The sequence below is a fragment of the Amycolatopsis sp. WQ 127309 genome, from assembly GCF_023023025.1.
Lineage (GTDB): Bacteria > Actinomycetota > Actinomycetes > Mycobacteriales > Pseudonocardiaceae > Amycolatopsis.
The window spans coordinates 10,191,985-10,203,747 of record NZ_CP095481.1; the positions used below are offsets into that span (position 1 = coordinate 10,191,985).

Annotated in this window: 14 protein-coding genes; 4 read left to right on the forward strand and 10 right to left on the reverse strand. The window is 71.7% G+C overall.

Features of this window, described 5'->3' with window-relative positions; translation table 11 throughout:
* Positions 1 to 100: 100 nt before the first annotated feature.
* Both cmk and MUY22_RS44865 read right to left on the reverse strand, forming a co-directional pair.
* The gene (gene cmk, locus MUY22_RS44860; RefSeq protein ID WP_247064411.1) at positions 101 to 805 is read right to left on the reverse strand and encodes a (d)CMP kinase; all 705 of its coding nucleotides are present in this window, start codon (positions 803 to 805) and stop codon (positions 101 to 103) included.
* Between the two features lie 323 nt (positions 806 to 1,128).
* Positions 1,129 to 1,695 carry a TetR/AcrR family transcriptional regulator gene (locus tag MUY22_RS44865; RefSeq protein ID WP_247053937.1) on the reverse strand — a complete coding sequence of 189 codons (567 nt, stop codon included), beginning with the start codon at positions 1,693 to 1,695 and terminating at the stop codon, positions 1,129 to 1,131.
* A 92-nt stretch (positions 1,696 to 1,787) separates the two neighbouring features.
* Between MUY22_RS44865 and MUY22_RS44870 the strand changes: the two genes are divergently transcribed.
* From MUY22_RS44870 to MUY22_RS44880, 3 genes are read left to right on the forward strand one after another with little or no spacing between them, the layout of a single operon-like run.
* Positions 1,788 to 2,156, forward strand: a complete 369-nt coding sequence (locus tag MUY22_RS44870; RefSeq protein ID WP_247053939.1) for a DUF4267 domain-containing protein — start codon at positions 1,788 to 1,790, stop codon at positions 2,154 to 2,156.
* Between the two features lie 36 nt (positions 2,157 to 2,192).
* Positions 2,193 to 2,675, forward strand: a complete 483-nt coding sequence (locus tag MUY22_RS44875) for a cation:proton antiporter regulatory subunit (protein ID WP_247053941.1) — start codon at positions 2,193 to 2,195, stop codon at positions 2,673 to 2,675.
* A 7-nt stretch (positions 2,676 to 2,682) separates the two neighbouring features.
* Entirely contained in the window at positions 2,683 to 3,876 is a 1,194-nt protein-coding gene (locus tag MUY22_RS44880) for a cation:proton antiporter (RefSeq protein WP_247053943.1), read from the forward strand.
* Here MUY22_RS44880 and MUY22_RS44885 read toward each other — a convergent pair.
* From MUY22_RS44885 to xerD, 8 genes are all read right to left on the reverse strand, one after another.
* On the reverse strand, positions 3,873 to 5,741 hold the full coding sequence (locus MUY22_RS44885; protein WP_247053945.1) for a Xaa-Pro dipeptidyl-peptidase: 1,869 nt from the start codon (positions 5,739 to 5,741) through the stop codon (positions 3,873 to 3,875). The genes MUY22_RS44880 and MUY22_RS44885 overlap by 4 nt on opposite strands.
* A gap of 10 nt (positions 5,742 to 5,751) precedes the next feature.
* Positions 5,752 to 5,964, reverse strand: coding sequence for a hypothetical protein (locus MUY22_RS44890; protein WP_247053947.1), 213 nt, complete (start codon positions 5,962 to 5,964; stop codon positions 5,752 to 5,754).
* Between the two features lie 76 nt (positions 5,965 to 6,040).
* On the reverse strand, positions 6,041 to 6,793 hold the full coding sequence (locus MUY22_RS44895; protein WP_247053949.1) for a pseudouridine synthase: 753 nt from the start codon (positions 6,791 to 6,793) through the stop codon (positions 6,041 to 6,043).
* Positions 6,780 to 7,727 carry an SMC-Scp complex subunit ScpB gene (scpB, locus tag MUY22_RS44900; protein ID WP_247053951.1) on the reverse strand — a complete coding sequence of 316 codons (948 nt, stop codon included), beginning with the start codon at positions 7,725 to 7,727 and terminating at the stop codon, positions 6,780 to 6,782. Before scpB ends, MUY22_RS44895 begins: the two co-directional genes overlap by 14 nt.
* A complete protein-coding gene (locus tag MUY22_RS44905) occupies positions 7,724 to 8,692 on the reverse strand; it encodes a ScpA family protein (protein ID WP_371827544.1) in 969 nt (322 codons plus the stop codon). The genes scpB and MUY22_RS44905 overlap by 4 nt, the downstream gene beginning before the upstream one ends.
* On the reverse strand, positions 8,692 to 9,111 hold the full coding sequence (locus MUY22_RS44910; protein WP_247053953.1) for a cobyrinic acid a,c-diamide synthase: 420 nt from the start codon (positions 9,109 to 9,111) through the stop codon (positions 8,692 to 8,694). The genes MUY22_RS44905 and MUY22_RS44910 overlap by 1 nt, the downstream gene beginning before the upstream one ends.
* Positions 9,108 to 10,079 (reverse strand): ParA family protein, encoded by a 972-nt coding sequence (locus tag MUY22_RS44915; protein ID WP_247053955.1) that lies wholly within the window; start codon positions 10,077 to 10,079, stop codon positions 9,108 to 9,110. The genes MUY22_RS44910 and MUY22_RS44915 overlap by 4 nt, the downstream gene beginning before the upstream one ends.
* A gap of 146 nt (positions 10,080 to 10,225) precedes the next feature.
* Entirely contained in the window at positions 10,226 to 11,128 is a 903-nt protein-coding gene (gene xerD / locus MUY22_RS44920) for a site-specific tyrosine recombinase XerD (protein WP_247064415.1), read from the reverse strand.
* Positions 11,129 to 11,237: 109 nt separating this feature from the next.
* On the opposite strand from xerD, the gene MUY22_RS44925 reads away from it, so the two are divergent.
* Positions 11,238 to 11,762, forward strand: a complete 525-nt coding sequence (locus tag MUY22_RS44925) for a DUF1707 domain-containing protein (RefSeq protein WP_247053957.1) — start codon at positions 11,238 to 11,240, stop codon at positions 11,760 to 11,762.
* Position 11,763: the final 1 nt, after the last annotated feature.

Below are 11,763 nucleotides of genomic sequence, written 5' to 3' on the forward strand. Positions count from 1 at the left end.
ACGGAGCCCTCGGGCAGTCCGGCCGCCGATCTTTTCGGGGGGTCCAGGGGGGCTTGCCCCCCGGCTGGGGCCTGGGGCTCGGCCCCAGAGGACCCAGCTTTCATCGCGCGACCTCGGCGTTGCACCCCACCAGCAGGCCGCGGTGGCTGGCGAGCTCGCTGAGCGCGACGATCACCTGGTCGATGGACAGCTCGGACGTGTCGACCGGGACGGCGTCCTCGGCCGCGCGCAGCGGCGACGTCACGCGGGTCGAGTCGAGGTGGTCGCGGCGCTCGACGCTCGCCAGGGCGTCGGCGACCGACGACTTGCGCCCGGCCGCGGAGTCCTGGGTGCTGCGCCGCGACGCGCGGACGTCGGCCGACGCGGTCAGGTAGACCTTGAGCGGCGAGTCCGGCGCGACGACGGTGCCGATGTCGCGGCCCTCGACGACGATCCCGCCGACGCTGTCGAGCACCTCGCCGATGATCCGCCGCTGCCGCGCCACGAGCAGCTCGCGCACGTGCGGCACGGCCGAGACGGGCGAGACGGCCTTGGTGACCTCGGGGCCGCGGATGTCGGCGGCGACGTCGCTGCCGCCCAGCCGGATCTCGGGCCGGTCGGGGCTGGTGCCGATGGCGAAGTCGGCGCGGCCGGCCAGGTCGGCGACGGCGTCGGCGTCGGCCGGGTCCACCCCGGCGCGCAGCACGGCGAGGGTGACCATCCGGTACATCGCGCCGGTGTCGAGGTAGCCCGCGCCGAGGCGCTGGGCGAGCTTGCGCGCGACGGTGGTCTTCCCGGTCCCCGACGGGCCGTCCAGCGCGACCACACCACGTAGGGCTCCCGTCACCGGCACTCTCCTCGCGTTCTCGTCTCGTTCGGGCCGTACCCCATTCTGCCGGGCGCGGTGCGAACGGGATCAGTCGGGACGCCTAGGCCTCCGAGCGCAACGCCGTGAAGGGCACCTTCACGGCATCGGCGGCAAGACGGGACCCGCCCCGAAGCGGCGCCTCGACCGTGTCGCCCCTCCAGACACACGAGCCGACCCTCCAAGCACGCAAGCCGACCCTCCGAGCGCGAAGCCGTGAATGCCGTGAAGGGCACCCTCATGGCTTATAAGTCCCTGAAGGTGCCCTTCACGGCATTACGACGTCAGGTGCCGGGCGCGCCGAAGCGGGCGACCACCACGGCCAGCCGCTCCGCGTGGTTCTCCGGGGAGAGCCGGTGGCCGCGGTCCAGCGTGATCAGGCCGTGGAGCGCGCCCCAGAACACCTCGGTCAGCGTGCCTGGCTGCTGCCCGCCGGCCACCGGCTCGACCGCCGCGTACAGGCCCGCGAACGCCTCCTGGAGCACGGGCGGCGTGTCGTCCCGCGCGAAGGGCAGGTCCGAGGCCAGCGTGAACATCGCGTCGTAGAGCGCGGGCTTGGCGTCGGCGAAGGCGACGTACGCGCCCGCGACCCCGGCGACACCGCCTTCGCGGGCGGCAGCCAGCACGGCGGCCAGCTCGGCGAAGCCCTCCAGCGCGGCCGCCGCCATGATCGCGTCCTTGCCGCCCGGGAAGTGGCTGTAGAGCACCGGCTGGCTGTACTCGATCAGCGCCGCGAGCCGCCGGGTGGTGACGGCGTCCCAGCCCTCCGCCTCGGCCAGCTCCCGCGCCGCGGAGACGATCCGCTGCCCGCGCTCGGTCCGGTCGCGCACTCGGCGCTGTCGCTGGGTCATACCGTCGATACTAGCACCGCTAGACAATCTAGCGTCGCTAAGTTAGCGTTGCTAGTATTGCTAGCACCGCTAGTTCACTGGAGGGAAACACCATGCTCATCACCGGCTACGTCCTGGTCGCGATCGTCTCGCTCGGCATCATCTACGTCGGCCTCAACTACCTGTTCGCGCCGGCCAAGATCGCGGCGGGCTTCGGGTTCACCGAGGTCCCCGAAAACGCCGAAAGCTTCCTCAACGTCAAGGGCGGCCGTGACATCGGCGCCGGGCTGATCCCGCTGGCCCTGATGATCTACGGCGACCCGCACGCGCTGGGCTGGGTCATCCTCGTCGCGGCCGTCTGGCCCGTCTTCGACATGCTGATCGTGCTGCGCCACGGCGGGAAGAAGGCCATCGCGTACAGCGTCCACGGCCTGACCGCCCTCGTGATGGTCATCGCGGCGGGCCTGCTCCTTCTCGGCTGAAAGTCGCGAATCGGACACGTGGGTTACGGTGGTTGGGTGAACGTCGAAGTAACCCCCCTGCCCGGCATCGGGGTCCGCAAGGACTTCGCCACCCGTACCGGCCGCCGCATCGGCGTCGTCACCCAGCGAGACGGACACCTCGAGCTGATCGTCTCCAAGACCGACGATCCGGACACCTGCGTCGCCTCGATCCCGCTGAGCGCCGACGAAGCGGGCGCGCTGGCCAACCTGCTCGGCGCGCCCCAGCTCGTCGCGCAGCTGACCGAGGAGCACCGGGACCTGCCCGGGATCAGCACCCGGCAGCTGCCGATCAAGCCGTCCGGCCCGTTCGACGGCCGCACGCTCGGCGACACGGCGATGCGCACCCGCACCGGGGTTTCGGTGGTCGCGGTGGCCCGCGCCGGCCAGGTGCACCCGTCGCCGACGCCGGACTTCACCCTCACCGGGGGCGACCTGCTGGTGACGGTGGGCACGAGCGAGGGCCTCGAGGCCGCCGTCAAGATCCTGAAGTACGGCTGAGCGCAAGATGGACCACACCGCGCTGTCCCTGATCGAACTGGGGGCGGTCTTCTTCGTGCTGGGCGTGCTCGGGCGCCTGGCCGGGAAGATCGGCCTCTCCCCCATCCCGCTCTACCTGCTCGGCGGCCTCTGCTTCGGCTCCGGCGGGCTGATCCCGCTGACCGACATCGGCGGCTTCACGCACCTGGCCAGCGAAATCGGCGTCGTGCTGCTGCTCCTGCTGCTCGGCCTGGAGTACTCCGCGGCCGAGCTGTTCACCGGGCTGCGCCGCTCGTGGACGGCCGGGCTGGTCGACATCGTCCTCAACGCCGCCCCGGGCGCGGCCGTGGCGCTGCTGCTGGGCTGGGGCCCGGTCGGCGCGATGGTGATGGCGGGCGTCACGTACATCTCGTCGTCCGGGATCGTCGCCAAGGTCCTCGGCGATCTCGGCCGGCTCGGCAACCGCGAGACGCCAGTGGTGCTGTCGATCCTCGTGTTCGAGGACCTGGTGATGGCGCTCTACCTGCCGATCCTCACCGCGGTGCTGGGCGGCGTCTCGTTGCTCGGCGGCATGGAGGCCGTCGGGATCTCGCTGCTGGTGATCACCGTGGTCCTGGTGATCGCGCTCAAGTTCGGCCGGTACGTCTCGGCGGCGGTCGACAGCCCGGACCGCGAGGTGTTCCTGCTCAAGGTGCTCGGCGCCGCGCTGCTGGTGGCGGGCGTCGCGTCGGCGATGCAGGTGTCGGCCGCGGTCGGCGCGTTCCTGCTCGGCATCGCCATCTCCGGCTCGACGGCCGAGAACGCGACGCACATGCTCGAGCCGCTGCGGGACCTGTTCGCCGCGGTGTTCTTCGTGGTGTTCGGCCTCAACACGAACCCGGCGTCGATCCCGCCGGTGCTCGGCTGGGCCGTGGTGCTCGCGGTGGTCACGACGCTGACGAAGGTCGCCACCGGCTGGTGGGCCGCGCGCCGCCAGGGCATCGGGAAGATGGGCCGCGCCAGAGCCGGGGCATCGCTGGTGGCCCGGGGCGAGTTCTCGATCGTCATCGCGGGCCTGGCGGTGACGGCGGGCGCGGTGGACGGCGAGCTGGCCGCACTGGCGACGGCGTACGTCCTGCTGATGGCCATCCTCGGCCCGACGGCCGCCCGCGTCGTCGAGCCGATAGCCCGGGCGCTGCAACGGAAGTCGGCCACACGCACCGCTCCCGCCGAAGCGAGCTAGCGAAAGCCCAGTTCCGACCGGCCCGCCGACGGCACGAACGCGCCGCCGCCCGTGGTCGGGTGGGTCGAGGCCGCCGGCAGGACTCCGGCCAGCGGGACCGAGATCGACGTCTTCGCCAGGTCCAGCGTGAGCCGTCCGGGCTGGGCCGGGCCGCGGATGAAGCTGCCGTCCGTGCCGCCGATGATCAGGGCCAGCGCGTGGCCCTTCGGCACGACGTGGTCCGTCGACGCCAGGCGGAACGTCATCGTGTACGCCGTCCCCGGGGTCAGGACCCGTTCCTGCGTCAGGGAAGCGTAGTTCGCGAGGTCGGCCCAGCCGCGGCTGAGGATCGTGTAGTTCACCTTCTTCACGTCCGCGGAGGCCACGCGGTAACAACCGTCGTCACCCGCCGTCGACGAGCCCCAGCAGTTCTCCGTCGTCGCCGTCTTGATGCCCTCGCCGCTGCCCGCGAAGTTGCGGATGGTCGCCGCGCCGAGGTCCACGAGCACCGCCGAAACCCGCGCCGACGACGTGCTCGGCGTCGCCGTGACCGTCAGCGAAGACGTCCCGGACACCTGCAGGGCCGACGTCAGCGTCCCGGTCGAGTACGTCAGCGCCGCGCTGCCCGGGTTGGTAACCCAGGTGTCCTCGCCCACGTTCGGGTTGTCGGTGAACGACGCCGTACCCGGCGCCGCCGCGGTGCCGAGCTTGCCGCCCGCCTGCGGGCGCAACGCCGTCGCCACGGCGTTCGCGGCCGGGTACGCCGGCTGGTCCACCCACTGGTCCGGCTGCCGCTCGACGCTGGCCATCGGGCCGTTCTGGACGCCGTTGTCGATCCCGAGCAGGTAGTGGTCGAACCAGCGGTGCAGCAGGTCGACCCAGTCGGCACGGCGGTAGTCGAACGGGTCGACGTGCCCGGTCTGCGCGAGCCAGATCTTGCGCTCGACGTGGTTGGCGGCCAGCGCGTCCCACCACTGCCCGAAGTTGATCGTCTTGACGTTGAGGTCGTTGACGCCGTGCGAGAGCAGCACGCTGGCGTGGACGTTGCGCGCCTGGGTGACGTAGTCGCGCGCGGCCCAGAGCGGCCCGTAGTCGCCGTTGGCGGTCGCGCCCGTGCTCAGGGCCTGGTTCTGCGCCGAGCAGTTCTGCCCGCTGTTGGCCGACTCGACGGTCTGCGCCAGCCCGGCCGGGTTCGAGCCGAACGACGCGCCGTCGGAGCGGTAGTAGTCGTACCAGGAGCTGATCGCCGAGATCGGCACGATGGTCTTCAGCCCGGCGACCCCGGTCGCGGCGACGCCGTTGGCGATCGTGCCGTCGTAGGACTTGCCGATCATGCCGACGTTCCCGGTGCTCCAGCCCGCCGTCACGGCGCTGCCGCCGGTCTTCGCGCTGTACCCGGTGACGCGGCCGTTCAGCCAGTCGACCACCTTGCGCGCCGAGTCGACGTCGGACGGGCCGCCGACGTCCGCGCAGCCGGCCGACCGGTTCGTCCCGGCCAGGTCGACGAGCACCGCCGCGTACCCGCGCGGCACGAAGTAGTTGTCGTAGAACAGCGGGAACTTCACCGGTTTCCCGGCGCTGTCGTAGCTCTTCAGCTCGCTCTCGTTGCCACGCCCGCAGCACGAGTAGTACGGGCTGGCGTCCATGATCACCGGCACCTTGGTGCCCTGCGCCGCGGGCTCGGCCGGGCGCACGATGTCGGCGGCGACCCGGTCGGGCTTGCCGTCGCCGTCACCGTCGCGGCCGATGTCGACCCAGACGGTCTCCCGGATCGCCTTCGTGTAGTCGTAGGTGGGTTCGCTCGCCCGGGGCGCCGCGGCCACGGCCGGGGCGAGTGCGCCGAACAGGACCACCGCGAGGATTCCGCACACCAGACCGGATCGCATGCGCGTCACGCTACGAGCCGGAGATCGTTCCCGCCACGGCGGAAAGTCGGGCGTAGCTGGCCCGGCTTTCGAACTCGACCTGCCCGAGGTCCTGGCGTTCGAGGACCGGGTGCTGGCCAGGCAGGGCGCGCAACCGTCGTGCGAACGGGTCGCCGTCGGGCGCGGACCTGCGCGACGACTGGGCGCCGGGACGGCTGCGCGAGCACGGCTGGGAACCCGCCACGGTCACCCGCTCCGCGACGTCCGCGCTACGGCCGTCAGGACGAGCAGACCGCGGACGGGTTCGTCACCGCCGCACGTCAGAGCTCGACGTTGCGGTAGAGCGCGCCGACCTCGCCCTTCGTCAGCCGCCGGATCGAGCCGACGCGCTGGTTGCCGAGCTGGACGTCGCCGATCGCGGTGCGGACCAGCTTGAGCACCGGGTGCCCGGCGTCCTTGAGCAGCCGTCGCACGATGTGCTTGCGGCCCTCGTGGATCACCAGCTCGACCAGGGACTTGCCGGAGTGCATGTCCTTGACGCGGAACTGGTCGACCTTCACCAGGCCGTCCGGCAGCTCCCAGCCGTTGCGCAGCTCCTTGCCGAGCCCGCGCGGCACCAGGCCGTCGACCTCGGCCAGGTAGGTCTTGAGCACCTGGTAGGACGGGTGCATCAGCCGGTGGCCGAGGTCACCGTCGTTGGTCAGCAGCAGCAGGCCCTCGGTGTTCTCGTCGAGCCGGCCGACGTGCACGACGCCGGGCGTCTCCTCGTACCGGCCCATGAGGTACTCGCCGACGCAGGGGCGGCCGCGGTCGTCCGACATCGTCGAGTGGACGCCCTTGGGCTTGTTCAGCGCCAGGTAGATCAGGTCGTCGCGCAGGTTCACGCGGGTGCCGTCGACGTGGATGACCGCTACGTCCGGGTCGACGCGGCGGCCCTGCTCGGTGACGACCTCGCCGTTCACCTCGACCCGGCCGGCGGCGATCAGGTCCTCCGCCGCGCGCCGGGAGGCGACCCCGGCTTGCGACAGCACCTTCTGCAGCCGGATGCCGTCGGGGTGTTCACTGGAAGTCATCGATGGTGTCCACTTCGGGTAGCAACGGAGCGATGGCCGGCAGGTCGTTCAGTGACGACAGCCCCAGTCGCTCCAGGAACAGCTCGGTCGTCACGTACAGCGTCCCGGTCGTCTCGGGGTCGGTCCCCATCTCGCCGATGAGGCCGCGCGCGAGCAACGTCCGGATGACACCGTCCACGTTCACGCCGCGCACCGCGGCGACCCTGGAACGGGTCACCGGTTGCCGGTACGCGATCACGGCGAGGCTCTCCAGCGCGGCCCGGGTCAGCTTCGACCGCTGGCCGTCCAGCAGGAGCTTCTCCACGAACGGGGCATAGACGTCTCTAGTGTAGAACCGCCACCCTTCGCCGACGCGCCGCAGGTCGATCCCGCTGGTCCGGTCGGTGAACTTCTGGGCCATGGTGCGCAGCGCGACGACGATCCGGGCCTTGGGTTGCTGCAGGGTGTCGGCCAGGGATTCCTCGCTCGCGGGCGAGTCGACGACCAGCAACAACGCCTCGAGCGCGGCTTCGAGAGCCTCGTCGGAGGTGATGTCGGGCAGCGAGTCGGCATCCCCGGCGGCGACGAGATCCGACGCGGGATCGTCGACGGCCGCGGCCTCCTCGGGCTCGGCGGCGGCTTCCCCGGGCGCGACGGCTTCGGCCGCGGCCTGGTCCGGCGCGGCCTCATCGGCAGGAGGCTCCTCGGCGGCGGCTTCCTCGACCACCGGCTCCGCGACCGCAGGCTCGTCGGCAGCGGTCTCTTCAGCAGCGGCCGCCACCGGAACCGGCTCCACCGGGTCGCCGTCCTCGGTCACCGGCTCGCCGGACAGGGCCTCGTCCAGGGCCAGTTCCGCCGCGGCCTCGGCGGGCTCTTCACTCGCCGGCGGCTCCGGCGCCGCGGCCTCGGCCGCCACGTCGTCGTCGCGGACCCGGTCGTTGTCTTCGGGGCTCACCCGTACTCCTCCTCGTCTCCGGCGGCGTCGGCAGCGAGATCCTGCTCGGCCGCCACGGAGGCTTCTTCCTGCGATCCGCCGGTCCAGCGCACGTGCAGCTCGGCCAGCGCCTCGGACTGCTCGAACTGCACCGTCGCCTCGCGGTAGAGCTCGAGCAGGGCCAGGAACCGCGCCACGATCTCGACCGTGTGCTCGCAGTCGCCGACCAGCTCGCCGAACGTCGCCTGGCCGCGTTCGGCCAGCATCACCCGCAGCAGCGCCGCGTGCTCGCGCACCGACACGCGGCCCATGTGGATGTGGGCGATCGACACCGTCGGCGGCGGTTTCGGCTTGAACACCGTGACGGCGATGTCGGCGAACTTCGCCGGCGTCACGCCCAGCATCACCTCGGGCAGCAGCCCGACGAACCGCTCCTCCAGCGCCACCGACCGCGGGTACCGCCGCAGCGCGCCCTGTTCCAGCTCGCCGAACAACGCCGCCACCTGCTTGTACGCGCGGTACTGCAGGATCCGGGCGAACAGCAGGTCACGGGCCTCGAGCAGGGCGAGGTCGTCCTCGTTCTCCACCTCGGCCGACGGCAGCAGCCGCGCGGCTTTGAGGTCGAGCAGGGTCGCCGCGATGACCAGGAACTCGGTCGTCTCGTCGAGGTTCCAGTCCGTGCCCAGCGCCCGGGTGTAGGCGATGAAGTCGTCGGTGACCCGGTGCAGCGCCACCTCGGTGACGTCGAGCTGGTGCTGCGAGATCAGCTGCAGCAGCAGGTCGAACGGCCCTTCGAAGTTGGCCAGCCGCACCTTGAACTTCGACGTGCTCAGTTCCTCGTTGGCCAGGCCTTCGGGGACCATGCCGCCGTGCACCGTCTGGTGCTCGTGCGGTTGCTCGTCCGGGGCCGGGTCGTCGGGGGTGGGTTCCTCAGGGGCCTCTCCGACCGGCTCCGGCGGCGTTTCGGCCGATGCCGGGGTGTCCATCAGCCCTCGGTTTCGCCGCCGTCTGAGCCGACGACCCGCAACCGCTGCACCAGCACCGAGTCCTCGCCGTTCGCGTCGAAGTCGGCCAGCAGCACCGCGACGGCCTCGCGGACCAGCCGGCCGCGGTCGACGACCAGCTCGTGCTTGGCCCGCAGCGTCAGCCGGGCCTGCTCCATCGCGACCAGCTCGTCGCCGGAGACGTAGACGGTGATCTTCGCGTCGTGCTTGGTCCGGCCGGAGCCGTGCGGGGCGTCGCCGCTGCGGGCGAGCTGCTCCGTGCGGCCGTGGCCCGCCTTGCCGTTGCCGTTCTCGACGGGTTCGGCGGGCGCGGGCGACGTCTGGGGCGGCAGGTCGAGAGCGGGGCTGGAGGTGATGCGGAAGAGTTCCGACGCTCCGGGCAGGGAAGCGCGCCTGCTCACCGACCGATCACCTCGCGAGCCAGCTGGCGGTACGCCGCCGCGCCGGCCGACTTGGGGGCCCAGGTCGTGATCGGCTCACCCGCGACCGTCGTCTCGGGGAACCGCACCGTGCGGTTGATGACCGTGTCGAACACGATCTCGCCGAATGCCTCCACCACGCGAGCCATGACCTCCTTCGAGTGCAGGGTTCTCGGGTCGTACATGGTGGCGAGAATCCCGACTATGTCCAGTTTGGGGTTGAGGCGTTCCTGCACCTTCTCGATCGTGTCGATCAGGAGCGCTACACCTCGCAGACTGAAGAACTCGCACTCCAACGGGATGATCACGCCGTCCGCGGCGGTCAGCGCGTTCACCGTGAGCAGGCCGAGCGAGGGCTGGCAGTCGACAAGAACATAGTCGTAGTCGTTCATGACCGGACGAAGGACCCGTAACAACGTGTGTTCGCGCCCTACCTCAGCGACGAGCTGGACCTCCGCCGCGGACAGGTCGATGTTGCTCGGCAGCAGGTCAACGCCGTCGACGCGGGTTTTCAGCAGCACGTCGGTGGCGCTGACGGCCCGCTCCATGATGGCGTTGTAGACCGTGTGGTCCAGTTCGTGCGGCTGGATGCCGAGACCGACGGCGAGCGCGCCCTGCGGGTCGAAGTCGACGAGCAGCACCTTGCGGCCGTACTCGGCGAGCGCGGCACCCAGGTTGATGGTCGACGTCGTCTTGCCGACGCCGCCCTTCTGGTTGCACATCGCCATGATCTTCGCCGGGCCGTGGCGCTCCAGCGGCGGCGGCTCGGGGATCTCGCGGATCGGGCGGCCGGTCGGCCCGATGCCCTCGAGCTTCACCTTCCGCCCGTTGCGCTCTCTCGACTCGTCGCCGTCGTGGTGGGCGGGGGTGGCGATGGTGACGTGCTGGAGGTTCGCCGCGGCCGACCCGGCGGACGCGGCCGGTACGGCCGGCTGGTTCGGTGTCGACATGGCGAGAAGGCTCCTTGTCCGTGGCGTCCGGGGCAGCCTATGCGCGGACTCGGAGCCCCGGCAAAGCAACGCGCCGGACCCGAGGGGGCAATGTCAGTCGGCCGTCGGTCCAGGTTAGGAGGGCTGTGGCGCCGCCGTTGGGCCGGCTAGCCCAACGCCCGGGGGTGCGCCGTCGCGTAGACCTCGCGCAGCGTGTTGACCGTGACCAGCGTGTACACCTGCGTCGTGGTCACCGACGCGTGGCCGAGCAGTTCCTGCACGACGCGGACGTCCGCGCCGCCTTCGAGCAGATGCGTGGCGAAGGAGTGGCGCAGCGTGTGCGGCGAGACGGCCGCGGCGATCCCGGCGCGCTCGGCGGTGTCCTTGAGGACCTGCCACGCGCTCTGCCGCGAAAGCCTGCTGCCGCGGACGTTGAGGAACACCGCCGCGGTGCCGCGGCCGTGCGCGGCGAGCACGGGCCGCGCGCGGACGGTGTAGGCGTGCAGCGCGGCGATCGCGGGCCGGCCGACCGGCACCAGCCGCTGCTTGCCGCCCTTGCCGTCGAGCCGGACCGTGCGCTCGTCGTCGTCGACGTCGTCCAGGTCGAGGCCGACGGCCTCGGAGATCCGGGCGCCGGTCGAGTAGAGCAGCTCCAGCAGCGCCCGGTCGCGCAGCGCGCGTTCGCCGTCCGGCGCCGGGGTCTCCAGCAGCCGCAGCACGTCGTCGACCGGCAGGGCCTTGGGCAGCCGTTTCGCCGGGGTCGGCGGCCGGACCTCGCGGGCCGGGTTGTGCTCGGTGACGCCCTCCGCGTGCGCGAACTTGTGCAGGCCCCGCACGGCGACCAGCGCCCGGGCGGCCGACGACGCGGCCAGCGGCTGGTGCTCGGCGTCACCTTCGCGGAGCGCGGCGCCGAACGACGTGACGTGGGCGGCCGTGATGTCGGCGATCTCCGCGACGCCGGAGCCGTCGAGGTGCGCGGCGTACCGGCGCAGGTCACGGGCGTAGCTGTCGAGGGTGTTGCGCGCGGTCCCGCGTTCGACGACCAGGTGGTCGAGGTAGGCGGCGATCACGTCGGCCGTGCGGTGCGGGCTGGAGGCCACGCCGGTCACCTTAGGCCGTGCGGGCACCGTGACCCGGGAGAAACCCCGTTCTCAGCTTCGCGCGGTTACCGTGGATTTCATGGAGTCCGACGAGCTCCGCATCGGCACGGCCGAGCGGGAAGAGGCGGCGAGACTGCTCGCCGACCACTTCGGCATGGGCCGCATCACCCCCGACGAGTACGAGGCGCGGGTGACCGACGCCTACTCCGCCGTGACCCTGGGCGCGTTGCGGCCGCTGTTCCGCGACCTGCCGCAGCCGCACCCGGGGTTCCTCGCGCCGCCGCAGCTGCCGATGTACGCGCAGCCGACGATGCAGCTGCCGATGTACGGGCCACTCCCGGCGTCGGCCCCGATGCCGCTGCCGGTGCCGTACGCGCCGATGCCGGTGCCCACGTCCTACCGGTCCAAGACCGTGGCCGGGGTGCTCCAGATCGTGCTGCCGTTCGGCGTCGGCCGGTTCTACACCGGGCAGACCGGGCTGGGCCTGCTCCAGCTCCTCGTGGTGCTGCTGACCGGGATCGGCGTGCTCTGGCCGATCATCGACGGCGTCATGCTGCTGGCCAACGGCGGCCTGGACGCCGAAGGCCGCCCGCTGCGCCCCTGAC